The sequence below is a fragment of the Anaerococcus sp. AGMB09787 genome (assembly GCF_022808955.1).
In the GTDB taxonomy this organism is placed as follows: domain Bacteria; phylum Bacillota; class Clostridia; order Tissierellales; family Peptoniphilaceae; genus Anaerococcus.
The window spans coordinates 1-22,075 of sequence record NZ_JAKZEY010000053.1 but is presented as its reverse complement, the minus strand read 5'-3'; the positions used below and the strand labels follow the sequence as shown (position 1 = coordinate 22,075).

General features: G+C 31.6%; 29 protein-coding genes and 2 pseudogenes. 26 read left to right on the top strand and 5 right to left on the bottom strand.

Annotated elements, in window-relative coordinates; translation table 11 throughout:
- Positions 1-54: 54 nt before the first annotated feature.
- The 10 genes and pseudogenes from MUN42_RS09470 to MUN42_RS09425 all read left to right on the top strand — a co-directional run.
- Complete coding sequence (locus MUN42_RS09470; protein WP_222378476.1) at positions 55-1,725, top strand: recombinase family protein; 1,671 nt, start codon at positions 55-57, stop codon at positions 1,723-1,725.
- Positions 1,725-3,395, top strand: a complete 1,671-nt coding sequence (locus MUN42_RS09465; RefSeq protein ID WP_222378474.1) for a recombinase family protein — start codon at positions 1,725-1,727, stop codon at positions 3,393-3,395. The genes MUN42_RS09470 and MUN42_RS09465 overlap by 1 nt, the downstream gene beginning before the upstream one ends.
- Entirely contained in the window at positions 3,388-4,881 is a 1,494-nt protein-coding gene (locus tag MUN42_RS09460; RefSeq protein WP_222378472.1) for a recombinase family protein, read from the top strand. Before MUN42_RS09465 ends, MUN42_RS09460 begins: the two co-directional genes overlap by 8 nt.
- 126 nt (positions 4,882-5,007) lie before the next feature.
- The gene (locus MUN42_RS09455) at positions 5,008-5,226 is read left to right on the top strand and encodes a helix-turn-helix transcriptional regulator (protein WP_070578711.1); all 219 of its coding nucleotides are present in this window, start codon (positions 5,008-5,010) and stop codon (positions 5,224-5,226) included.
- Positions 5,213-5,632 carry a hypothetical protein gene (locus tag MUN42_RS09450; protein WP_070578714.1) on the top strand — a complete coding sequence of 140 codons (420 nt, stop codon included), beginning with the start codon at positions 5,213-5,215 and terminating at the stop codon, positions 5,630-5,632. Before MUN42_RS09455 ends, MUN42_RS09450 begins: the two co-directional genes overlap by 14 nt.
- A gap of 212 nt (positions 5,633-5,844) precedes the next feature.
- Positions 5,845-7,242: pseudogene (locus MUN42_RS09445) on the top strand (ISLre2 family transposase).
- Between the two features lie 412 nt (positions 7,243-7,654).
- Entirely contained in the window at positions 7,655-9,610 is a 1,956-nt protein-coding gene (gene tet(T), locus MUN42_RS09440) for a tetracycline resistance ribosomal protection protein Tet(T) (RefSeq protein WP_176269832.1), read from the top strand.
- A gap of 397 nt (positions 9,611-10,007) precedes the next feature.
- Complete coding sequence (locus MUN42_RS09435; RefSeq protein ID WP_243344606.1) at positions 10,008-10,481, top strand: PcfB family protein; 474 nt, start codon at positions 10,008-10,010, stop codon at positions 10,479-10,481.
- 116 nt (positions 10,482-10,597) lie between these two features.
- Positions 10,598-11,329 (top strand): 23S ribosomal RNA methyltransferase Erm, encoded by a 732-nt coding sequence (gene erm, locus MUN42_RS09430; protein WP_166083556.1) that lies wholly within the window; start codon positions 10,598-10,600, stop codon positions 11,327-11,329.
- Between the two features lie 176 nt (positions 11,330-11,505).
- Positions 11,506-11,679, top strand: a pseudogene (locus MUN42_RS09425) (replication initiator protein A); the annotation flags it as partial.
- 271 nt (positions 11,680-11,950) lie between these two features.
- Here MUN42_RS09425 and MUN42_RS09420 read toward each other — a convergent pair.
- The 3 genes from MUN42_RS09420 to MUN42_RS09410 form a co-directional block, all read right to left on the bottom strand.
- On the bottom strand, positions 11,951-12,661 hold the full coding sequence (locus MUN42_RS09420; protein WP_243344605.1) for a hypothetical protein: 711 nt from the start codon (positions 12,659-12,661) through the stop codon (positions 11,951-11,953).
- A gap of 507 nt (positions 12,662-13,168) precedes the next feature.
- On the bottom strand, positions 13,169-14,488 hold the full coding sequence (locus MUN42_RS09415) for a DUF4041 domain-containing protein (protein ID WP_243344604.1): 1,320 nt from the start codon (positions 14,486-14,488) through the stop codon (positions 13,169-13,171).
- A gap of 77 nt (positions 14,489-14,565) precedes the next feature.
- Positions 14,566-15,174 (bottom strand): XRE family transcriptional regulator, encoded by a 609-nt coding sequence (locus MUN42_RS09410; protein WP_243344603.1) that lies wholly within the window; start codon positions 15,172-15,174, stop codon positions 14,566-14,568.
- A 187-nt stretch (positions 15,175-15,361) separates the two neighbouring features.
- Between MUN42_RS09410 and MUN42_RS09820 the strand changes: the two genes are divergently transcribed.
- A complete protein-coding gene (locus MUN42_RS09820) occupies positions 15,362-15,484 on the top strand; it encodes a hypothetical protein (protein ID WP_279323827.1) in 123 nt (40 codons plus the stop codon).
- 149 nt (positions 15,485-15,633) lie between these two features.
- Positions 15,634-15,963 carry a hypothetical protein gene (locus MUN42_RS09405; RefSeq protein ID WP_243344602.1) on the top strand — a complete coding sequence of 110 codons (330 nt, stop codon included), beginning with the start codon at positions 15,634-15,636 and terminating at the stop codon, positions 15,961-15,963.
- Here MUN42_RS09405 and MUN42_RS09400 read toward each other — a convergent pair.
- Positions 15,932-16,153 carry a hypothetical protein gene (locus MUN42_RS09400; protein WP_243344601.1) on the bottom strand — a complete coding sequence of 74 codons (222 nt, stop codon included), beginning with the start codon at positions 16,151-16,153 and terminating at the stop codon, positions 15,932-15,934. The two genes, MUN42_RS09405 and MUN42_RS09400, sit on opposite strands and share 32 nt — an antisense overlap.
- Positions 16,154-16,214: 61 nt before the next feature.
- Between MUN42_RS09400 and MUN42_RS09395 the strand changes: the two genes are divergently transcribed.
- Entirely contained in the window at positions 16,215-16,424 is a 210-nt protein-coding gene (locus MUN42_RS09395) for a helix-turn-helix transcriptional regulator (RefSeq protein ID WP_243344599.1), read from the top strand.
- On the top strand, positions 16,405-16,623 hold the full coding sequence (locus MUN42_RS09390) for a hypothetical protein (protein ID WP_243344598.1): 219 nt from the start codon (positions 16,405-16,407) through the stop codon (positions 16,621-16,623). The genes MUN42_RS09395 and MUN42_RS09390 overlap by 20 nt, the downstream gene beginning before the upstream one ends.
- Here the strand turns inward: MUN42_RS09390 and MUN42_RS09385 are convergent.
- A complete protein-coding gene (locus MUN42_RS09385; protein WP_243344596.1) occupies positions 16,620-16,853 on the bottom strand; it encodes a DUF2188 domain-containing protein in 234 nt (77 codons plus the stop codon). The two genes, MUN42_RS09390 and MUN42_RS09385, sit on opposite strands and share 4 nt — an antisense overlap.
- Before the next feature lie 74 nt (positions 16,854-16,927).
- Between MUN42_RS09385 and MUN42_RS09380 the strand changes: the two genes are divergently transcribed.
- The 12 genes from MUN42_RS09380 to MUN42_RS09325 form a co-directional block, all read left to right on the top strand.
- Positions 16,928-17,113, top strand: a complete 186-nt coding sequence (locus MUN42_RS09380; protein ID WP_243344594.1) for a helix-turn-helix transcriptional regulator — start codon at positions 16,928-16,930, stop codon at positions 17,111-17,113.
- A gap of 5 nt (positions 17,114-17,118) precedes the next feature.
- The gene (locus MUN42_RS09375; protein ID WP_347708773.1) at positions 17,119-17,334 is read left to right on the top strand and encodes a helix-turn-helix transcriptional regulator; all 216 of its coding nucleotides are present in this window, start codon (positions 17,119-17,121) and stop codon (positions 17,332-17,334) included.
- A 64-nt stretch (positions 17,335-17,398) separates the two neighbouring features.
- Entirely contained in the window at positions 17,399-18,277 is an 879-nt protein-coding gene (locus MUN42_RS09370) for a DUF3102 domain-containing protein (RefSeq protein WP_243344592.1), read from the top strand.
- 3 nt (positions 18,278-18,280) lie between these two features.
- Positions 18,281-18,805 (top strand): hypothetical protein, encoded by a 525-nt coding sequence (locus MUN42_RS09365; RefSeq protein WP_243344591.1) that lies wholly within the window; start codon positions 18,281-18,283, stop codon positions 18,803-18,805.
- Positions 18,795-18,956 (top strand): hypothetical protein, encoded by a 162-nt coding sequence (locus MUN42_RS09360; protein ID WP_243344590.1) that lies wholly within the window; start codon positions 18,795-18,797, stop codon positions 18,954-18,956. Before MUN42_RS09365 ends, MUN42_RS09360 begins: the two co-directional genes overlap by 11 nt.
- Before the next feature lie 50 nt (positions 18,957-19,006).
- On the top strand, positions 19,007-19,198 hold the full coding sequence (locus MUN42_RS09355) for a hypothetical protein (RefSeq protein WP_243344589.1): 192 nt from the start codon (positions 19,007-19,009) through the stop codon (positions 19,196-19,198).
- Positions 19,199-19,207: 9 nt separating this feature from the next.
- Positions 19,208-19,372: a hypothetical protein gene (locus MUN42_RS09350; protein ID WP_243344588.1), complete on the top strand. Its 165-nt coding sequence runs from the start codon at positions 19,208-19,210 to the stop codon at positions 19,370-19,372.
- 83 nt (positions 19,373-19,455) lie between these two features.
- Positions 19,456-19,641 (top strand): hypothetical protein, encoded by a 186-nt coding sequence (locus MUN42_RS09345; protein WP_243344587.1) that lies wholly within the window; start codon positions 19,456-19,458, stop codon positions 19,639-19,641.
- A complete protein-coding gene (locus MUN42_RS09340) occupies positions 19,638-19,895 on the top strand; it encodes a hypothetical protein (RefSeq protein WP_243344586.1) in 258 nt (85 codons plus the stop codon). Before MUN42_RS09345 ends, MUN42_RS09340 begins: the two co-directional genes overlap by 4 nt.
- Positions 19,892-20,824: a lambda-exonuclease family protein gene (locus tag MUN42_RS09335; protein WP_243344585.1), complete on the top strand. Its 933-nt coding sequence runs from the start codon at positions 19,892-19,894 to the stop codon at positions 20,822-20,824. The genes MUN42_RS09340 and MUN42_RS09335 overlap by 4 nt, the downstream gene beginning before the upstream one ends.
- Positions 20,817-21,719 (top strand): recombinase RecT, encoded by a 903-nt coding sequence (locus MUN42_RS09330; RefSeq protein WP_243344584.1) that lies wholly within the window; start codon positions 20,817-20,819, stop codon positions 21,717-21,719. The genes MUN42_RS09335 and MUN42_RS09330 overlap by 8 nt, the downstream gene beginning before the upstream one ends.
- 11 nt (positions 21,720-21,730) lie before the next feature.
- Positions 21,731-22,075 (top strand): phage replisome organizer N-terminal domain-containing protein (locus tag MUN42_RS09325; RefSeq protein WP_243344583.1); only part of this gene is annotated, 345 nt, incomplete at its 3' end.

Sequence of the window (22,075 nt, the reverse complement as noted above, 5' to 3'; positions counted from 1 at the left end):
TAGAAGAACTCCTTAATGACTATTTGCCCAAATACAAATTAAGGAGGTTTTGTGATGGAAAAATTTGCTTGTATGTATCTTCGTTTATCGAGAGAGGATGGAGATAGCACAGAAAGTAATTCTATTTCAAATCAAAGACAGATTATCAAATCATATGCAAGGGACAATGATTTTAAAGTTGTTGCTGAATATGTAGATGATGGCTTTTCAGGATCTAATTTTGACAGACCAAAATTCAAGAAGATGATTCAAGATCTTAAAGAAAAGAAGTTCAAAACAATTATTGTGAAGGACTTATCCCGTTTCGGGAGAGATTATATCGAATCAGGAAAATATCTTCAAAAGATATTTCCAGAAAAAGGTATAAGATTTATATCCGTAAACGATAACTATGACAGTGAAAATGCAGATGTAAGCGATACACACTTAATTCTTCCGATAAGAAACTTTATTAATGATTCTTATTGTAGGGATATTTCTATGAAGGTTAAATCTTCAAAAGAAATTAAAAGAAAGAATGGTGAATTTATTGGTGCATTTGCTCCTTTTGGTTATAAGAAGGATAGCAAAAACAAACATAAGTTAGTCGTTGATACAGAAGTTTCGCACATAATTGAAAGAATCTTCAATATGAAGATAGACGGTTATTCGTCTAAGGCTATTGCAGATTTTTTAAATAGCATAGGTTGTGTAACACCATCTAAGCATAAAGAAAATTCTGGCGATAATCATACTACTGGTTTTATTGTTAAAGACTCTAAATGGGACGCAAAAATGGTCAATAGGATTATTACAAATAAGGTCTATATAGGAGTGCTTGAACAAGGAAAAACTAGAAAACTAAATTACAAGTCTAAGAGAGAAGTAGAAGTAAATGAAGAAGATTGGATTGTAATAAACGACTCTCATAAGCCTATTATTTCAAAAAGCATTTATGCTTTGGCTAATAAGATGATGCTCCGAGATGTAAAACAATCAGCAGATATACCACATATTTTATCAGGAATGCTTTATTGCAAAGATTGTGGATCTTCAATGGTTAGAAGAAAGGTTAAGTCCAAGAATGGATATAATATTTTTTATATTTGTTCTCACTATAATAACAAAGGAGATTGCACAAGACATAGTATAAAAGAAGACTATCTACTTGATATGACTCTTTTTGCACTTAAAGATTATTTAAAAAAATACAATGAATTACTAAGTCAAGTTAATAAGTTAGATGTATCAAAAGTTACATTTAATATTGACTTTGAAAGCTTAAACTCAGAAAAGAGAAAGTATGAAAGACTTAGACAATCTTTATATATGGACTTAGAAGATGAGCTTATAACTTCTGAAGAGTTTGAAAGATTTAGAAAAAATTATCTTATTAAAATCAGGGAAATAGAGAAACAAATTGCTACAAAGAAAAATATACTTGCCAACTTGCAAGAAAAGATGAAAAACAAGGACAGTTTGGTTTCCGAAATTGTTCCCACTGATTTAAGCAGTCTAAATAGACTAACAATTGTATCATTTATAGATAGAATTGAAATCGGAGAAAATAATGAGATTAATTTTGTCTTTAATAATTTGGAAACAGTTAACTTACTGAAGAACCTTATAAAAGAAGAAAGTGAAAGTAAATCCGAAGTAAAGAAAAATTTGATTTCAATAAATAAGGTATTTGGAAATGCTCTTGAAAATAAGACTCCAATGCAATTAGCTGGAGGTGTTTTGTAATGGCAAGAACTTCCAAAAGATATATTGAAAAGAAAATTGAAAAGACAGAAAGAAAAGTCTTTAAGGCCGGAATTTATACAAGACTATCTAACGAAAGAACAGAAGAGTGGAGAGAAAAATCATACTCAATAGAAACTCAAATACTGTCTTGTAAAGAATATGCATTAAAAGAAAATATAGATGTTTTAGAAGTTTATACTGACTATGAATATAGTGGAACAAACTTTGAAAGACCATCATTTCAGAATATGATGCAAGACATTAGAGATAGAAGAATCAATTGCATCATTATCAGAGATTTATCAAGACTTGGAAGAGAATATCTCGAAATGGGCAGATTGATTGATAAAGTATTTCCATTTCTAGGTGTTAGATTTATTTCTGTTAATGATAAATTGGACACAGTCAAAGAAACAGATTCAAAGAAATCTTTTGAGGTTACTCTTAAAAATATTATCAACGATATGTATGCTAAGGATATTTCAGTTAAGATAAAGACTTCAAAACACAATAGAGCAAGAAACGGATACTTTATTGGATCTGTTCCACCTTACGGGTACAAGATTAAAAAATCTAAAGAAGGTCAAAAGCTTGTAATTGATGAAAATGTTAGATTTATAGTTGAAGAGATGTTTGATTTAACTCTTCAAGGCAAAAGCCAATATGAAGTTGCAAAGCATTTTAATGAAAAAGGCTATGCTCCTGGAATGATTTACTATAAAACTGGGAGAGTTTATAGACAAGATGATGATCCTGAATGGAATAAAGGGACAATTTCTAAAATGCTTACAAACCCAGCTTATACGGGGACTTTAGTACAAGGAGTTAAGCAACAAAATCTTGCAAAAGGAATTAAACAACATTTTGTAGACGAAAGTCAGTATATAATTTGTGAGAATGCACATGAAGCAATCATTTCTAAGGAAGTTCACGAAAGAATCTTACGAGAAAGACAAGAGAGAAAGAAAAATCATGTTTTCAGTTCGCCAATGCACAATTTTGAAAATAGGGACTATGAGAACAGATTTAAAGGTCTTGTAATCAACAATAATACTGGCAAAGAACTTAATAGAAGAACTCGTATCTATGGTAAAAATAAAGATAGACTTTACTATTCATTTCAGAATGAGAGATTTAGTGGAAGTATAAAACCCGAAAAATCAGTATTCATTATGGAAAGAGATTTGGATCAGGCTATTAGTGATAAGATTTCTGAGTTTATTATGAAGGCAACTAGCAAGACAAAATTTGTTAATCGAATTAAAGCTAGATTTAATACCGCAATAGATACTTTTAAGAAAGACATTGAAAATCTTAAAAGAAAAAATCTAAATGAAGAAAATATCATTCAAAGAGCCTATGAAGAATACAGTTTAGGTAAGGTTGATAGAGATGAGTATCTATTAAGAAGAGAGATTGCTCAAAGTCATATGTCTACATTTGATAACGAGATTTCAGCAATTGAAGTTAATATATCAAAGCTCAAAAAAGAAAGATTAAAATCAATAAAATGGATAAATGATTTATATGCTTCAAAGAATTTGAAAAAGCTACCAGGTGATTTAATCCATAGCTTGATTGAAAAAATAATAGTTTATGATAAACACGAATTTGAAATAGTCTTTAAATTCAATATAGATAATTTGGTAGGAGGAACAGACGATGAGTAAGATTGCTCTTTATATTAGATTATCCGTTGAAGATATGATAAAGACTGATGAAAGTGAAAGTATCATAAATCAAAGAGCATATCTAAATGATTATCTCGACAAGAATGAAGAATTTAAAAACTTCACAAGAGAAGAATATGTTGATGACGGATATTCTGGAACAAATGAAAATAGACCAGCCTTTCAAAGAATGCTGGAAGATGTAAAGAAAAATAATATTCAGACGATAATTGTAAAAGATTTGTCCAGATTTATGAGAGATTATATAACACTTGGAGATTATCTTGAAAATATATTTCCATTCCTAGGAGTAAGATTTATCGCCATAAATGATGGCTATGATAGTGACAAAGAAAAAGGAAATGGAACAGATTTAGATATTCAATTCAAGGGACTATTATATGATTTCTACACAAAAGATATTTCTGAAAAGGTAAAGTCATCTATGACTACACTTAAAAAACAAGGAAAATTTTTAGCTTGGAGTCCACCTTTAGGATACATGAAAGATCCTAATGATAGACACAAAATCATAGTTGATGAAGAAACAGCTTGGATAGTAAAGAAGATTTTCAAACTTGCACTTGATGGTATATCTTCAAGAAATATAGCTAAGATATTAAATGAGGAAAAAATTCCGACACCATCAAAAAGAAAGAGCGAACTAACCAATCTTGATTTTGAGTATTCAATTATTAGAACTGCGAAAAAGCCTAGACCAACTTGGACTAATGGCAATGTAATAGATGTATTAGCGAATGAAAATTACACTGGAACTTATACTTTCAATATGCAAGATAAGTCAGTATTGAATCCATCTTCTTTTAAATTCAAACCAAAAGAAGAATGGGGAAGAGTTGAGAATAATCATGAAGCTATTATTTCTAGAGAAGACTTTGAAAAAGTTCAGAAGATTAAAGAGAAGAACCTATTTATGAAAGGTAAAAATACCGATTATGAATGGAGAAAGAAATCTCCACTACAAGGTTTTGCAAAATGTCCAACTTGCAATCACATTTTAGGATGTGTTCAATCAAAAAGAAAACGAAAAGATGGAAGCATAAGAGTTCACACATATTTTACTTGTAGGATATGTAAGTGTAATAATGTAAAACATAAGAACTCAAGAGCAGGAAGCCTTGAAGAGCAGGTATTTGAAGCAATAAAAGAAAAATATGGTCTAGAAGATCCAATCAAGGATGAAAAAGTAAAAGTTAAACCTATGGAAAAATCTATCGAAAATCTAGAAGCTAAAAAAATGCAAAATTTTGAAAAGTATAAATTAGGCAAGATGAATAGACAAAAATTCATTGACTCTAAAAATTCGATAGATGAAGAGATACAAGCAATAAAAGAAAAAATACTAAAAGCAAAAGAAGAAAAAGAAGTAATAGACAACACTAAACTTACCAGAGAATTGATGGAAAAATATATAGACTCAGTATTCTGTGAAGGAAACGAAGTGTTGAACATAATATGGAAGTAGCAAAGGGAGGGTGACTAGTTAGTTTCCCTCTTTTATTATAAATGTATCTAACTCTCTCCTCAAAATGTAATATATATTTGACAAAATGGAAGATATATATTACGATAATTCTAAGGAGGCAAACAAATGATAAATAGTGTTAAATTAGCTCGACTAGAGGCTGGTATGACTCAACAAGAATTGGCTGATAAAGCAGAAGTAACACGTCAAACTATTAGCTTAATAGAAAAAGGTGAGTATAATCCATCACTTAATCTATGCTTAGAGATATGTTATGCAGTCAATAAATCATTAGATGACCTATTTTGGATAGATAAGGAGAGAGGTAAAAATGAAGAAAATTAAAGATGAAAGATTGAAATTGCAAAATTTACAAAACCTACGTATTGTATTTATGGTTCAAACACTTGGAATACTAGCAATATTAGGCTATGAATTTATAAGATTTGGTTTTGATAAAGTTATAAGTGATCCACTATGGTTAGTATTCTTAATTACTGGAATTGTAAATCAATATTTAAACTTGACTATTAGCGTTGATCACGAAAACAGTACAAAAAACCCAAAGAATCGATTAGCTGTTTCTTTAATAATTCTAGGAGTTATAGCGGTAGTAATTGGATATTTTATCTGTAACACCAATTCTTATGACATTGTAGATGCATTAATATCAAGTGGAATAATATTTATATCTGGTTTAATTCCATCAATATATGTGTATAGGTTAAGAGTAAAAAGAAATGATGAATAAATTAATAATTCATTACTTAGAGGGTGACTTAATAGTTGCTCTCTTTTTCTGTATTAGAAATACCTATATTAAATATTTTATTAGGATTATTTTTTGTGTTAGTGTAAAATATTTGTTGGTAAAAAAAGAAAATAAAAAATAGGGAATCCCCAATGTGTTATACTGTTTTTAAGAACACATACAGCAAGTAAAACATTAAAAGGAGAGTCCCTATGAATAACATTATACAACAAATAACAACAAATATTGCAAAAAAATTAGAAAAAGTACTAATAAATAGCTTAAACAACAAATATGATTTTTCTGATATAGTTGAAGAACTAACAATAACAGGCAAACAAGTAACAAGCAATATGCTAAATTATGTATTAGAAGAACTAGAAGAAACAATAAGAGAATCAGCAGAAATAAGAGAAAAATATACAATTCATAAACGAGCAGTTTCTAGAAAAATATTGTGTAGTTTTGGGGAGCTAGAATATGAAAGAACCTACTACAAAAACAAATTAGACGGTAGCTACATCTATCTTTTAGACAATCTCTTAGATATAGAAAAAGGCCAAAGAATAGAAACAAACTTAAGATCAAAACTTTACAAAAACTCAACTAAAATGAGTTACCAAGAAGCAGTAAACATCTTGACAGACGGCAAAATAAGTAGACAATCAGTACTAAATATAATAAAAGAAACAGAAAAGATAGACAACCTAGAACTAGAAATTCCAGAAAGAAAAGAAATAGAAGAAGTCTACATAGAAGCAGACGAAGATCACGTAGCCACCCAAACAAAAGGCAATAAAGAAATTAAACTAATCAGCGTCTATGAAGGAAAAGAAAAAGAATCAAAAAAACGAAGAAAAACAATAAAAAAAAGAAGCTTTACAGGAACAATGGATCCCGAAGAAATATGGTATGACGTATTAGACTACCTGGACCAGGCTTATGATATAGACAAAGTAAAAACCATCTATATAGGTGGAGACGGAGCAAGCTGGATAAAAACAGGAATAAAAATAATACCCAAAAGCAAATATATAATAGACAGCTACCACCTATCAAAATATATAAAACTAATAACAGATAGATATCTATTAGAAACAGGAGATATCTTAGAAATAGAAAAATTAGAAGAAGCAATAAAGACAACAAATCACCATCAATATAAAGAAGCACTTAAAAATATGGAATAATCAACAGAAACTACACTTCAGCTAACAAACGCATACAAATACCTAAGAAATCAATGGCAAGGAATAAAAAATAAAATAAAAAATCCAGAAATAAAAATAAGTGCAGAAGGCCAAGTAAGTCATATACTATCCAGTAGACTAAGCTCACGCCCCTTAGGATGGAGCGAAGAAGGCATGGACAAAATGTCAAGAATGCGAGTATATCAAGACAACGGAGGCGACTTAGAAAAATACTACCTGAAAAAAAGAAAAGAAAAACATAAAGAAACAAGAATAATAAAACTAGACGAAAAAGTATCAAAACCAAAGAAATCATCATATAATAATAATTATGGTGGAACAAACATAGAAATATTAAACAAAAGTTCAGGTAAATGGTTGAAACAGTGGTTAAACACAGACTTTTTAAAAAGTCTATAAATTAAAGGGATTCCTTCACCAACAAAAACTTGACACTATCAGGGATCAAATCTTCCTTGACAAATATAATAAAAACAAATATTATAATATGTAGTATTAATTAAAGGAGTTTTATCATATGAGGCATAGTATTTTTAAATAACTATTAATAAAATAGAACAAGTACATTTTCCATACTAGTTAATATTTGTATGGCTTGTTAATTGTACTTTTATTTAAAAATATTCTCATAATAATAAATTTATATTTTTATGTATTATAAGGCATTGACCAGATTAAAGATATAGCACGATTATGCTATATCGAATTGTATATGTCATATTTACTTTAAGCAGTTATATAAAAAATAAGTTCCCCTGTGAAGAGAGTATTTTATCACAGGGGATTTTTTATATAATTATGGAGGTATAAAATGAAAATTATTAATATAGGAATATTAGCACATGTTGATGCAGGTAAAACAACTGTTACAGAAGGTTTATTATATAAAAGTGGGGCGATTAATAAAATTGGAAGAGTTGATAATGCTACAACGACAACGGATTCGATGGAACTTGAAAGAGATAGGGGAATAACTATACGGGCGTCTACAGTTTCATTTAATTACAATGATACAAAGGTAAATATCATAGATACACCTGGGCACATGGATTTCATAGCCGAAGTTGAGCGAACTCTGAAAGTGTTAGATGGAGCTATTTTAGTAATTTCAGCAAAAGAAGGAATTCAAGTCCAAACTAAAGTGATTTTTAATACTTTAGTGAAATTAAATATACCAACACTTATATTTGTGAATAAAATAGATCGAAAGGGAGTATGTTTGGATGAGATATACACTCAAATACAGGAGAAATTAACTTCTAATCTTGCAATAATGCAATCAGTTAAAATAAAAGATAAAGGTGATTTTGAATTGACAAATGTAAGGGATGATAAAGTAATTCAAAGTCAAATAATAGAGAAGTTACTGGATATAAATGATTATCTAGCAGAAAAATATATAAATGGCGATGTCATTGCAGAAAAAGAATATAATGATGTATTTTTGGATGAGATTAATAACTGCAATCTTTATCCTGTATTTCATGGTTCGGCTTTAAAAAATATTGGAATTGACGAGCTATTATTTGCCATTACTAAATATCTTCCTACCAAGAGCTATAATACTGAAGACCTTTTATCAGCGTATGTTTATAAGATTGATAGGGATGAAAAATCTAGAAAGATGACTTTCTTAAGAGTATTCAGTGGGAATATAAGGACACGTCAAGATGTTTATATAAATGGCACAGAAGAAACTTTCAAGATAAAAAGTCTGGAATCAATTATGAATGGTGAAATTGTGAAGGTAGATCAGGTTAATAGTGGGGATATTGCTATTATTTCTAATGCTAATTCTCTGAAGATAGGTGATTATATTGGTAAGAAATATGACGGGATTTTAGATATAAAGATAGCCCAACCGGCATTGAGAGCATCAATTAAACCTTGTGATTTAAGCAAAAGAAGCAAACTGATAGAAGCACTATTTGAATTAACTGAAGAAGACCCATTTCTCGATTGTGAAATTAACGGAGATACTGGAGAAATCATATTGAAGCTATTTGGAAATATTCAAATGGAAGTAATAGAATCACTACTTAAAAGCCGATACAAAATAGATGCTAGATTTGGTGAATTGAAAACAATATATAAAGAACGACCTAAGAGAAACTCTAAAGCAGTAATCCATATAGAGGTTCCACCAAATCCTTATTGGGCATCTATTGGACTGTCAATAGAACCACTACCAATAGGGTCAGGATTATTATATAAGACAGAGGTGTCCTATGGATATTTAAATAATTCATTTCAAAATGCAGTAAAAGATGCTGTAGAGAAGGCTTGTAAAGAAGGGCTTTATGGATGGGAAGTTACAGACTTAAAGGTAACTTTTGACTACGGATTATACTATAGCCCGGTAAGTACCCCCTCTGACTTTAGGAATTTAACACCATATGTATTTTGGGAAGCTCTTCGAAAAGCAGGAACTGAAATATTAGAACCTTATTTAAAATATACAGTTCAAGTTCCAAATGATTTCTGCGGAAGGGTTATGAGTGATCTTAGAAAGATGAGGGCTTCTATTGAAGATATAATAGCCAAGGGAGAGGAGACAACTTTAAGTGGAAAGATACCTGTTGATACATCGAAGTCATATCAAGCAGAATTGCTTTCCTACTCAAATGGGAAAGGTATTTTTATTACTGAGCCTTATGGTTATGATATATATAATGGTGAGTCTATAACTAATGATATTAGAAATAATGATAATGATAGTAGCAAAGAAGGACTGAGATATTTATTTCAGAAACAAAGTGAAATTTGAAAGGAGCTTAAGTGCAATTATCAGTTAAATATGGATAAAACCTATATCTATAAAGGTTTTCACCATATGTACAAAAAAATGAACCATGGGATAAACATCAATACGTAAAACAAGAAATGGTGGTAGTATATAACTATGGATACTAAATAAGGTTTTATATATATGCTATAGCAGAGGATGCTTTAAGATCTTAGGAAGAGCTTATTATGTTTTTAGATGATTGGCTTAAACCAAATCGTGTAAACTACTCATTAAATCATTTAACAAAAATATTTAAAGAGGAGCTAGTTAATAATTAATATTATAACAATACATGAAATCTTTTAATAAATCTTAGTGGTTCAGATATAAAAGTCTGGGCCGTTTTTTTTATTTCCCTAGAAAGGAGGTTACCTGCATGGTAAATGACGAAGTCAATAATAAGGCTATAAATATTGAGATTAAGGTTGCAGAGTATTCAGCAAAAGCAATCTTTAAGGCAATTAAAAAGATTATGGAAGATGCAGCTGAAAAAAGCCAACCACTTGCTGACTATCTTAGTGAGAAAAGGAAGACTAATTCAAGGAGACTTAAGGATATGGTTAAAAAAGGTCAGCTTGAAAATATTGAACTACAAAAAGGTGAAGTCAAGGAACTTAAAAAACAACTTAACCGATATGGAGTAAGGTTTTCTGTAATGAAGAATAAGGAGGCAGGACTATACTCTGTATTCTTCCAGGCAAAAGATACTAAGGCTATGGATCTAGCCTTTAAAAAAGCTATAGAAAGATATGAAAAGAAAGAAAATAAGAGAAATTCAACAAGGGATATTTTAAATAAGTTTAAGGTGAAAGTGCAAAAATTACATATAGAGCTTTATTCTAAAAAGTAAACAGAAATGATATAATCAGTTACGTAAGGAGGTTTCAAGTATGTGCACTAGTATCGCAGTAGTAGATATTACTTTATCTCATTCATAATGAAAAAAATGGCAAGGAGAAGGTTATAATGAACCAGAAAAACCCAAAGGACACTCAAAATTTTATTACATCTAAAAATCATGTCAAAAATATACTAAAAAATACGAACATTACAGGACAGGACAAAATCATTGAGATTGGAGCAGGTAAAGGTCATTTCACTAGAGAATTGGACTTAATCAGTCAATCTGTTTTAGCGATTGAAATTGATGAAAAGTTAGCAAGGATTTCTCAACAAAAGATTGAAACATCAAATAATTCTAAAGTATTGACGATGGATTTCTTGCAGTTCGATTTTCCGAAAAACACTGACTATAAAATATTTGGAAATATACCATACAATATCAGTACAGATATTGTATGGAAGATTGCTTTTGAAAGTAATGCAAAATATAGTTATTTAATCGTTGAAAAAGGGTTCGCCAAGCGACTGAAAAATTTACAACGTGCTTTAGGATTATTACTGGCTGTTGAATTGGATATTAAGATCATTAAAAATCTACCACGAAGCTACTTTCATCCTAAGCCAAAGGTCGATTCTGTGTTAATTGTTTTGAAACGTCATCACCCTTTAATTGCTAAAAAAGATTATCCGCTCTATAAAAAATTTGTGTATAAATGGGTAAATAAAGAATACAAATCTTTATTTACGAATAATCAATTCAGAAGAGCAAAGCAATATGCTAAGCTTACAAATTTGACTGATTATTCCATTGAACAATTTATCTCAATTTTTAATAGTTACAAATTGTTTCAGTAAATTAAAGTAATAAAGCGTTCTCTAATTTCACAAGAGAACGCTTTATTCTTCCTAAAAATTTTCAATATTTATTAATAAATCGGTTGTTTTAAAAGTAGGCATCCGTTATTGCAATAAGATCAGCCTAATTAAGAGAAGTTTTAGATGTCTTTTTTTATTGAGATGAGGTGAAGTGAATGGATTTTGATTATTTCTATGGGAGAGACGCTGAAAGCTTTAGGTTTATCCGCTTACCTATAGTTCTTATTGAAGATGAAACGTTTAAAAGCCTATCAATAGATGCTAAGGTGCTTTATTCCATGTATCTGTCAAGGAGTACCTTATCTTATAAGAATAACTGGGTAGATGAAACTTGGAAGGGCAATCATCGATATTTATCTGATTACAGGAATCAAATGACTCATAGAAATTCACCTAATGTAACAGGAGTTTTAGGTCAAGAATTTAATATGAAAACTCCACCAATATATCTTATTAAAAGGACCAGTGAAGATTACTCATATATTATTAATAAGCTAGCTAGCTTAACCGAAAAAATTGAATCTGAACTTATAGCATAATATAAAGATTCAATTATATAATACAATTTAATTTTTAAATCAAAAATCATTAAAATATTTATCATACCCTTGACACGAGAGGGTTTAGATACTCTCCTGTCCTCATAACTGTAAAGATTAGTATCAGTATATGCCTAGCATTAGGATTATGAGGGATTGATTTTTCTAAGGCTTTTATTTCATCACTTGTAAAGATTTCTTTCTTACGTCTTATAGGGTCGCCTCCTACTTCTAGGTACTTTGATAAGTCTAGGCTTACAAGGTTGTTTTTGATTCCTATACTATAAATTTTACTTACCACATGCTTTAATCTTTCCATTGAGGACTTGCTATAGGTCATGTGCTTAACTTCGCCGTTTCTTAAAGTTTTGTCATATCCATCTGCCTCTACTTTATCTATGATATATTGTAGGTCGGTGTATTTTATATCATGGATATCTTTATTGTGTAGTGGTGCAAAGAAAGTAAAAGATGTCTTATATCTATTTTTAGTGCTTGGCGTAAGCTTTTTATATGCGTTGGATTCTTGGTATTTTTCAAAAAGTTGTTTAAAAGTAACCTCTGGTTCAGGCTCTTTATAGTTTAGTAGAGCTTCCCTAGCTTCGTTGTAGGTCTTAAAAAAGCCTATATCTTTTTGATGTTTTTTCCCGTACTCATCATAAGTAGCTGGTAGTCTTGCCCTATACTTTAGGACTCTAGTTTTACCATTTGAGTTCTTTTCTACTTTTTCTATGGAGCCAGACCCGTTGGGTAATTTTCTTCTTTTTGCCATTTGTTGCTCCTTTCTTTTAACTATGGTACATTTATAGTAGACTAGTTATTTTGTTCAATGTTTAATGTCTAGTCTACAGTATTTTTTTAGCACTGGGATTGTCGAGTTTCCCAGTGCTTTTTTTTGGTTATTTTGCAGGAGTTGTCCATGTATATCCGCAGTCTTTGCACATGTGGGCTCCTTGGGTGAAGATTCCTGTTTTTTTAGGTTGTTTAAAAATCTTTTTTAAAATCCAGTAGACGATGTACCAAATGCCAAATAAAAATAATTTAATTAAAGTCCACCACCATCCTATAAAAATCCACCAGATTATGCCATGTTTTTTTCTTTTTCAAATACATCGCCTGTTACTATTTGGCTTTCTACGTTTTGACTTCCACATTTTGGACACTTCATTTTTGCTTCCTCCTTATTTTGTTTTATACATTAAGCCTTGTGCCTGAATACCTTTTATAAAGTCATCTAGTCTTGAGGTTGCGGGTATTTTATTTTATACATAATATTCTTCTAATTTTTTTCATAAAGTTTTAGAGTTTGTCTATATTCTTCTGCATCTGGAACTTCGGTAAAATCTATAGTTAAATCTTTATACTCATTTAAAGCTTCTTTTATTTCTTCTATTGGTATTTTGAAAAATTCTTTTCTGTGATTAATTGCATTAACTCTTCTGTTATTAAATTTGTTATGCAAAGCCGTTTCTAACTCATAAGCTTGATAGCTAAAAATTAAAGCATGGATGTCAAATCTAAATGGTACAGAGGCACTAGAAAGTTCTGCTATACGTTCATACGGATCTAGTCGTCTTGTTACTCCAATTTTTACGACATCATCACCAAATGAACCTACATTTGAAATTATATATACATAACCTGCAGTCGCATTTGCAGACCTATAGTCCATTTCTTCCTTTTCTTCTTCTTTTTCTTGAACTTTCGTATTTAAATCTAGGATTTGATTATTTATATCTTTTCTTTCTAATTCACCTTCCATAGATTTTAATTTTTCATTAAGTTCATCAATCATATTTTTATAGTGCTTAATATCTTTATCAATAATTTTTTTCTTATCTTGTATTTCTTTTTGTAATTTCTTTTCTTCTTTTTCTTTTTCTCTTTGTTCCCTAAGAATTTCTTTTTCTTCTGCCTTTTTTTTCTCATATTCAAAAGATAAATAAAGTTCTTCTATTTTTAGATTTAGATATTGTGTTTTTATAGATACTCTATTAGATTCATTAAGTTTATTGAGTTGTGTAAAAGAATTTCTTATTCTTTTTTCTACAGTTTCTATATTGCTAACTTTTACCTTATTGATAGCAGCCTCACACTCATTGTTAAAAGATCTAAGTATTTGCTTAATATTATCATTTGTCATTTTTCGACCTTTAGCTTTAGAACCGTCAACAGTCCGTTTGTCAAAAAAGTTAACAGCTGTTTTATCCTTTATTTGTTTTTTTTGGGCATCTCTTAACTTATCAAGTCTTTTTTTATACTCTTCTGAAGATACAAGATTATATCTTGGTGTATAGATGCCATAAGTCTGAAGCTCTATAGTTTCATCTATAGATAAAATTTCTTTACTTTTCTCTTTTATAACTTTTTTAATTTTTTCAATATCTTCATCTTTATTTTTTAGTTCAAGATTTTTTAGCTCAATTTTTTTATCTAATTCTTCAATCTCTTTTTCTTTCTCTAAAATATGTTGCTTTAATTCTATAGATGTTTTTTTATCAACATCTTTCAATTCTTCTTTTATGCTTTCTATTTCTTTTTGTAGCTCTTCTGCATCTTTCTTATATTTTTTTGCATTTAAAAAATCAAATACTCCCATTTGTTTTCTCCTTTTTATTTTTACATTTTATATTAAAGTTAGTCTCCCTATACTAATGTAATAACATGTTAGAAGTATTATATTTTTCTCCTAATTTCTTTTACAATTCCTAATATTTTTATAGGTTCATCATCTGGTCCATATGTTTTTGGTGGGTATTCTGGGTTGATTGGTTTTAGGGTTATTGATCCATTATTGTTTTTTATAACTGTTTTTAAGGTTGCTTCGTAGCCGTTGACGTAGACTGCGGCGTCTGTACCACTTTCGCAGTCGGGGGTTTTTTCTATAATTACGGTATCGCCATCTAGGTATTTGGGATACATGGAATCTCCCTCTACTTTTAATCCTAGATATTCTTTGCTTCTGTCGTACTCTTTAAAGGATATATCTTCTGTATCGGATATGTCTTCTATTGCTTCTATGGGGATGCCAGCAGGGATTGAGCCATAGACGTTGATTGTTGCATAGTCTTCTCCTTTCTTTAAATTCCTTGAATTTCCTAATATGTAATCTGTACTGACATCAAAAATTTCCGCATATTTTTTTAACACATCAGGACTAGGTGTCCTTTCATCTCTTTCATACATTCCTATACTAGAAGCAGTAACATACAATAATTTTGCTAAATCTCTTTGAGTTTTTCCAGAACTTTTTCTAAGCTGCTTCAATCTAACACCTACACTCATACAGTTCTCCTTTCTTAGTATAGATACACAATAAGTGTTGTTTTATTTTATTATAGCACATTTTGTGTAGATTAAAAGATACCAAAAACAACGATTAGTAATTATTTAATAAAAAAATTAAAAATATACTTGACTTAAACACTTAAAGTGTTATAATATGATTAACAAAACAAGAAAGGAGGAAATGATGAGTGAAGACAATAAAAAAGATGACCAACTCATTAAGTTAGCTCTAGTAACTGCGGTAATCAGCTTGGTAGAAAAACTAATAGAGTTAGTCATCAAAATCATAGATATAGTTAGGGCTTAGCCCTACTATATCATAACTATACTCATCATAAGAAAATATGAAAGATGATAGGAAGAAAATCGAGCTTGCTCTTAAAACTATAATGGGTCTATCTATTGTAGGGATATTGGTTAGTTTGGTAGGGGTGTTTAGATAAGGAGGAGAGAAAGATGGAAGAAAAGACTTTAAGAGAGAGAATAGTTGAGTTAGAAAATAATGTAGGTGATTTGGAAACTTATTGTAGTTTCATATCTGCAAGGTTGGATAAGTTGGAAGATGGAGATTATTTAGAGGATTTGGAGAAGAGGATTAAGGACGTGGAGGACGGCTTTTCGATTGTAGAGGTTAATGATAGTGCAGTTTTTGATAATGGTTTTGAACGATTGGAGAGGATAGAAGATAGTTTTGGTCTTGATATTAAGGAAAAAGAGCCTAAGAGGGTGAGTCTTAAGCTCGGTGAAAATAGTTTTAATGCGAAGATAAATACTCTTGACGAATGAGCTCAACTAAATCTTTTTCAAAGATTGCACAAAGTTGTTTGGAAAAATCATCGCAAACTAGTTTTGCAAATTCTTTAGATAATTCTTCTTCATTTTCAAAATTATTGTTATCTAAAGAAAAGCCTGGTCGATAAGTATTGGCTAGTTTCATAACGGATCGTTTAAATGTTGGGTTAAGATCGATATCCATAAAAAAAGACCTCCTTTCTTTTAGCTATATTAATATTATACCATATATTGGAGGTTATAAAATGAAAAGCACTATATGTAGTGGTTTGAGGAAGCTTAGATTGATAAATGGAAAGACGCAAAGAGAAATGGCGGAGGTTTTAGGAATTAGGATTAATTCGTATCAAAGGTATGAGTATGAAATGTTGGAACTGCCTGTAAGGCACGCTAAGAAGTTAGGGAAGTATTTCAAGTTTGACTGGTGGTTGTTGTATGAAAGCAAAAGATATTAAAAAATTCCTTGAATTTAGAAAGAAAGGAGGGGGAATGAAGAAAGATATTGATAATAAGGAAATTGGATATTTAAAAGATGATATTAAAGAAATAATTGTTGAAACTGATGAAAAAGACCCTAAGGTTATCGCTAGAATAAATGAAATTCTATGCCCTAGCGAAGGTTATAGGGTCAGAGTTAAATTTAGTGAAAATTAATTTTCTTTATCTTTTGGTGGATTAGGGTCATTCCCATAGCTGTCTTTAGATCTAATACGACCTTGTCTATTATGGGTAATTAATTCCGAATGCTGATTCTTAGCTATTTGTCTACCAAAATTTTCGGCCTCTCTCTGAGTGTCAAAAGTTTTTGTAGCTTTCTTGTTCCCAGCACCTTTAACTTGCCATTTACCGTTGTTAGGAACAATATGTTGGTTTTTCCCAGACATAGTTACCTCCTTTCTATATTTTGAACATTATACCACATGTTGTGGTTATAAAAAGAGGGGGCACTATATATAGCATGGAAAAACTAAAAGAATTGAGAAATAAGCATAAATTAAGTCAGAAAGAGATGGGCAAAATTATAGGGGTTAATGATAGAGCTATAGGCAATTATGAAAGAGGGATTAGGGCCTTGCCAGTTGATAAGGCTAAGAAGTTAGGGGAGTATTTCAAATTTGATTGGTGGTTGTTGTATGAAGATTAGAGGAGGTGGTTGTTATTGAGAAGGTTAATAAAAAATTAGGAAATAAACTAAAAAGAATGCGAATATCAGGAGGAATGACCAGAAAGCAATTAGCAGATATGTTTGGAATTACAATTTCAGCTATAGGAATGTATGAGCAAGGACGAAGAACTCCTAGTGATGAGGTAAAAGCAAAATATTCAATGTTATTTGATAAGACAGTAGATGAGATATTTTTTTAGCTATAAATAACACTTAAAGTTGTTATAAATTTATTAAAGAAACTAAAAGTTTTAAGGAGGAAGAATGAATGAATTAGTAAGTCTTAATCAGATTGTTTCTGAGATTAGGTTTTTTGAAAATCAAGCGGTGGTTTCTTATTGGGAGATTGGAAAAAGGCTAAGTCAAGCTAAAGAACAAGTGGAGCATGGAGAGTGGAAATCATGGATTGATGATAATTTAGGATACAGTCAAGAAACAGCTAGAAAACTAATAAAAATATATGATGAATTTCCAAATTCCACAACGTTGTGGAATTTAACATTCACAAAAGCCCTAGCCCTAACTTCTATAAAAGATGAAGAAGAACGCCAAGACTTTATAGAAAAGCACGATGTAGAAGATATGACTACAAGGAAACTTCAAGCTGAGATTAAAAAATATAAAAGGAGCTTGGAAGAAACAGAAAACGAGTTAGAAGCTGCTAAGGCAGGACTCGAGTTTAAAGACGGACAGATAGAAAAATACTCTACAGAAAAAAACAGGCTATCTGCTGAGTTGGAACTAGCAAAAATGAATAAAGTCGAACCTGAGATTATAGAAAAGGAAGTGATAAAAGAGGTTGTGCCAGATGATTATGAACTTACAAAGGTGCAGCTTGAAAACGCAAATAAGAAATTAGCAAGGCTTATGGATATTAATCAGAGCCTTAAGGAAAAAGAAAAGCTTGCTATGAGCAAACTTGAGAGTGAACAGGCTAATAAGAAAATCGTTGAAGATGTATCAGGTTTTCATTATAAGATAGCGGGTTTTATACAAGAAGTAGGTGGCCTCTTATATTTGACTGAATATTTAGATGATATACCTAAAGATAACAAAAAACTATTTTTAGATTCAGCAAAGTATTTAAGAGAGTTTAGCGAACAATTATATAAAAATATAGAAGAACATTTAAAGGAGATTTAAAAAATGACTGAATTAAAAAGAACAAATAATCTAGTAAATAATCCAATGATGGACAAAGACATTAACGTAATGAAGACTGAAGATTTGGTTAGGGTGATGGCAATAACTGTAAATAGTACAGCTCAAACGGTAAATCAAATTGCCCTGGAGTCGCAAAGACAAGCAATAAGCTTATCTAAGCATGACAGGAATATAGCCTATCTTTTGAAAAGAGATGAAGAGGCTAAGCTTAACGAAAGGATAGAGTCTTGGCAAGATAACATTATTAAGAAAAAAGTTGCTAAGATGATCAAGAAGGAATTAGGCGAAGATTACAAAAATAGAAGCAAGATGCACATTGCTTATAGTTGGACTTATAGAAATCTTGCCAACTTTGGTTATGGGTCAGGTTGTTCTACAAAGTTAAGACAATATGAACCTATACTAGAAGCTTTAGATAGCGGTACCTTAGATATTTCAAAGGCTGAGGTTGATGCAAGATACAAACAAATTCAAAAAGAAAAAGAGGAGATGAATAATGCAAATTAAAGATTTAATAAGCCTTTTAGAACAATATAACGAAAATGATGAAGTTATATGCATGGCAATAATTGATGGATCTGACTATGCTTTAGATATAAAAGGTGTAGGGACTATTGAAGATGATGATGTAATTTATGTTTATGCTAAAGATGAATAGAATGTCAGATTTACTTTGTTAATAAATTTTTAGGAGTGTAGGAGGAGTTAATGAATGTAGAAACGGCAGCGAAATTGATAGGCAGGGATGCTCAAAGTCTTAGATATGCTGCTAGGTATGGCAGAATTGATTTTATAACAGCTTTTAAAAGAGAGGGTAGTAGTCAGTGGACTTACTGGGTGGACGAGGCAAGGCTTAAAAGAATTTTGGAGTCAGATGGAGCAATGAAACTTTTTAATTAGGAGGAAGAAATGAGAAATAAGAAAAATAGGAGAAGTAAAAGGGTTAGACCAGTGGTAATTTGCGAGGCTTGCGCTAGGAGGAGCGAAGATTGGGAGAGGTTAAAAAAGGAGAGGAAGAAGCAAGAATTTATGAAGTTTGTAGTAGAAACTGGCAACGAACTTGCACATGTATAAAAAAATTTAGTCGTTGCGACTAGCAACGACTATACGAATTAAACATATTTTTTATGTTTATATTATACCAGGAGAATTGAGGAATGAAAATAGAAAGACAACAAAAATTTGTTGATAATCTACAAAGTTTGACTCTAGACCAACTTTATCTGATAGATAAGTGGATAGATGCAAATCAAACTGAAGCAGATAGGGAAGATAAGCTTAGGCTTATAGAAATTGAGATAGAGGGCAGAGAAAGAAGAAAAGTAAGGATGACAAGGCTATGAAGATAAAATATACAAGAGTTATGTACAACTGTGAGGCTGATATACCTTTAAGGTGGATAGAGAGGGCTTGTGATGGTGATCTTGATATAGCTTTAAAGGCTTTAAATGAAAATGCTGATGATAATGTTGAGATTGAAGATATAGAAGAAGGAGAACTAGATGCAGAAGATATAGCCTATCAAGAAAGACTAGATGAGATGGCAAGGCTAGATGATGAGATTTTGAAAAGTGAATATTATAGGGGGTTATTTTGAAAAAGATTAATATCAGCAAGTACAGCAGGGAAGATTGGCTCAAACTTAGGCAAAAGGGCATAGGAGGATCAGATGCAGCAGCAGCCTGTGGTCTTAATCCATGGAAGAGTAGGGCAGGCCTGTATTTTGAAAAGACGGGGCAGCTTGCAAAAGATGAAGATAGTGAAGTTTTGAGGCAGGGAAGAGATTTAGAAGATTATGTAGCTAGGAGGTTTACAGAAGAAACTGGCAAGAAAGTAAGACGTAATAACTTTATGATGGTTGATGAGGAATACCCTTATCTGCTAGCTGACATTGATAGAGATGTCGTAGGAGAAAATGCCATTCTTGAGTGTAAGACTACTAGCCCTTTTGCAAAAGATAAGTGGGCGAATGGAGCGATTCCTGTTAATTATGAGTTGCAATGCCACCACTATATGATGGTAACTGGAGCTGAAAAGTGCTATATAGCCTGCTTGATTTTTTCAAATGAATTTATAGTAAGGGAAATTCCAAGAGATGAGGAAGTTATCCAAATGCTCAAAGACCAAGAGATAGATTTTTGGGAGAATTACGTCCTAGCGGGTCAGATGCCTGCTCCAGATGGGACAAAAGAATTTGATAGTGCCTTAAAGGAGAGATACAAGGGTGGAATTGAAGAAGAGATAAGCCTTGAAGTAGAAGAGGATAGCTACAGGACATATCTAGAGACCAAGAAGCTTATAGAGAGCCTAGAGAAGCAAAATAAGGAATTTGAGCAAGGGATCAAGTTACAACTAGGAGATAATGACTACGGGTTGACTCCATATATGTCAGTATCATATAAGCCTGTAGTATCTAGGAGAATTGATTCAAAGAGGTTGAAGAAGGAAAAGCCAGACCTATTCAAAGAATATAGCAATGAAAGTGAGTACAGAAGACTAGTCATCAAGGAGGTAGCAAATGACTGATGCAAAAAACGCACTAAAGAAAAAAGCAAGAGGAAATCTTTCACCAGAAAGAAAGAGAGTCGATACAGCAAGGGGAGTGCTTATGGCTATGAAAGGAGAAATTGAGAATGCCCTACCTGCTTATATGCCTGTAGATAAGTTTGTAAGAACTGCTCTAACGGCGATAAATACTACACCTAAGTTGCTTAACTGCACTAGGGAATCATTGTTAGCAGCGATAATGAACTCTGCACAGCTAGGATTGGAATTTAACACTCCTCTGGGTGAGTCCTACCTAATCCCTTACAAGAACAAGGTCAACTTCCAAATCGGATATCAGGGTTTACTGAAGCTTGCTTATAACACAGGGGCTTTTAAAAGAATCACCGCTAGGGAAGTAAGGGAAAATGAGAAGTTCCATATAAATTATGGTACTGGAGAGATCGACCATGAGCCTTGTCTAAGTGGCGATAGTGGAGATGTAATAGGCTACTATGCAACTTATCAGACCAAAGACGGGGGTCAAGACGTCTTTTATATGTCTAAGGAAGATGCTTACAAGTATGGGCAAACTTACTCAAAAACCTTTAATGATGAGCCTTGGCAAACAAATTTTGATGCCATGGCAAAGAAGTCGGCTTTAATCCAAGTTTTGAAGTATGCACCAAAGGCGACAGAGAGTCAGAGCCTAGTCCAAGCGACCAGCTATGATGGTACAAGCATGAATAAGTATAACAAGACTAATGACGGCTCAATCACTTTTGATGTCGACTATGAGGTAGAAGCGGAGGAAGTATCCTCAAATGAAAAAGATATACCTGATAATGTAGACAAGGAAACAGGAGAGATCAAGGACAAAACCGAGGTTGCTCAAGATGATTTTTTCGGAGATGACTTTAAGCCAGTTGAAGGTTAGGAGGTTACTAGTTGGCAGGGATAAGTTGGATAAAATTATCAGTAAATATTTTTGATGACGAAAAAATAAAACTTATAAAGTCAATGCCAGAAGGTGATGCAATAATCTTAATTTGGATCCAGCTTCTTTGCCTAGCTGGCAAGACTAATGACGGCGGAGCAGTTTATATAGGTCAACATATGAACTACACAGATGAGATGATATCGACCATATGCAATCAGCCTTTGAATACTGTCAGGTTTGCTCTCCAAACCTTTGAGAAATTCGAAATGATAAATCTTAGCCAAGACGGGCTTATAAGTATAGCTAATTGGGAGAAACATCAGAATATTGAGGGAATGGATAAGATAAGAGAA

Bases quoted from the DNA above. Each gene is read 5' to 3' on its own strand.
- MUN42_RS09470 (WP_222378476.1), top strand. From the start codon at position 55: ATGGAAAAATTTGCTTGTATGTATCTTCGTTTATCGAGAGAGGATGGA.
- MUN42_RS09465 (WP_222378474.1), top strand. From the start codon at position 1,725: ATGGCAAGAACTTCCAAAAGATATATTGAAAAGAAAATTGAAAAGACA.
- MUN42_RS09460 (WP_222378472.1), top strand. From the start codon at position 3,388: ATGAGTAAGATTGCTCTTTATATTAGATTATCCGTTGAAGATATGATA.
- MUN42_RS09455 (WP_070578711.1), top strand. From the start codon at position 5,008: ATGATAAATAGTGTTAAATTAGCTCGACTAGAGGCTGGTATGACTCAA.
- MUN42_RS09450 (WP_070578714.1), top strand. From the start codon at position 5,213: ATGAAGAAAATTAAAGATGAAAGATTGAAATTGCAAAATTTACAAAAC.
- MUN42_RS09435 (WP_243344606.1), top strand. From the start codon at position 10,008: ATGGTAAATGACGAAGTCAATAATAAGGCTATAAATATTGAGATTAAG.
- erm (WP_166083556.1), top strand. From the start codon at position 10,598: ATGAACCAGAAAAACCCAAAGGACACTCAAAATTTTATTACATCTAAA.
- MUN42_RS09420 (WP_243344605.1), bottom strand. From the start codon at position 12,661: ATGGCAAAAAGAAGAAAATTACCCAACGGGTCTGGCTCCATAGAAAAA.
- MUN42_RS09415 (WP_243344604.1), bottom strand. From the start codon at position 14,488: ATGGGAGTATTTGATTTTTTAAATGCAAAAAAATATAAGAAAGATGCA.
- MUN42_RS09410 (WP_243344603.1), bottom strand. From the start codon at position 15,174: ATGAGTGTAGGTGTTAGATTGAAGCAGCTTAGAAAAAGTTCTGGAAAA.
- MUN42_RS09820 (WP_279323827.1), top strand. From the start codon at position 15,362: ATGAGTGAAGACAATAAAAAAGATGACCAACTCATTAAGTTAGCTCTA.
- MUN42_RS09405 (WP_243344602.1), top strand. From the start codon at position 15,634: ATGGAAGAAAAGACTTTAAGAGAGAGAATAGTTGAGTTAGAAAATAAT.
- MUN42_RS09400 (WP_243344601.1), bottom strand. From the start codon at position 16,153: ATGGATATCGATCTTAACCCAACATTTAAACGATCCGTTATGAAACTA.
- MUN42_RS09395 (WP_243344599.1), top strand. From the start codon at position 16,215: ATGAAAAGCACTATATGTAGTGGTTTGAGGAAGCTTAGATTGATAAAT.
- MUN42_RS09390 (WP_243344598.1), top strand. From the start codon at position 16,405: ATGAAAGCAAAAGATATTAAAAAATTCCTTGAATTTAGAAAGAAAGGA.
- MUN42_RS09385 (WP_243344596.1), bottom strand. From the start codon at position 16,853: ATGTCTGGGAAAAACCAACATATTGTTCCTAACAACGGTAAATGGCAA.
- MUN42_RS09380 (WP_243344594.1), top strand. From the start codon at position 16,928: ATGGAAAAACTAAAAGAATTGAGAAATAAGCATAAATTAAGTCAGAAA.
- MUN42_RS09370 (WP_243344592.1), top strand. From the start codon at position 17,399: ATGAATGAATTAGTAAGTCTTAATCAGATTGTTTCTGAGATTAGGTTT.
- MUN42_RS09365 (WP_243344591.1), top strand. From the start codon at position 18,281: ATGACTGAATTAAAAAGAACAAATAATCTAGTAAATAATCCAATGATG.
- MUN42_RS09360 (WP_243344590.1), top strand. From the start codon at position 18,795: ATGCAAATTAAAGATTTAATAAGCCTTTTAGAACAATATAACGAAAAT.
- MUN42_RS09355 (WP_243344589.1), top strand. From the start codon at position 19,007: ATGAATGTAGAAACGGCAGCGAAATTGATAGGCAGGGATGCTCAAAGT.
- MUN42_RS09350 (WP_243344588.1), top strand. From the start codon at position 19,208: ATGAGAAATAAGAAAAATAGGAGAAGTAAAAGGGTTAGACCAGTGGTA.
- MUN42_RS09345 (WP_243344587.1), top strand. From the start codon at position 19,456: ATGAAAATAGAAAGACAACAAAAATTTGTTGATAATCTACAAAGTTTG.
- MUN42_RS09340 (WP_243344586.1), top strand. From the start codon at position 19,638: ATGAAGATAAAATATACAAGAGTTATGTACAACTGTGAGGCTGATATA.
- MUN42_RS09330 (WP_243344584.1), top strand. From the start codon at position 20,817: ATGACTGATGCAAAAAACGCACTAAAGAAAAAAGCAAGAGGAAATCTT.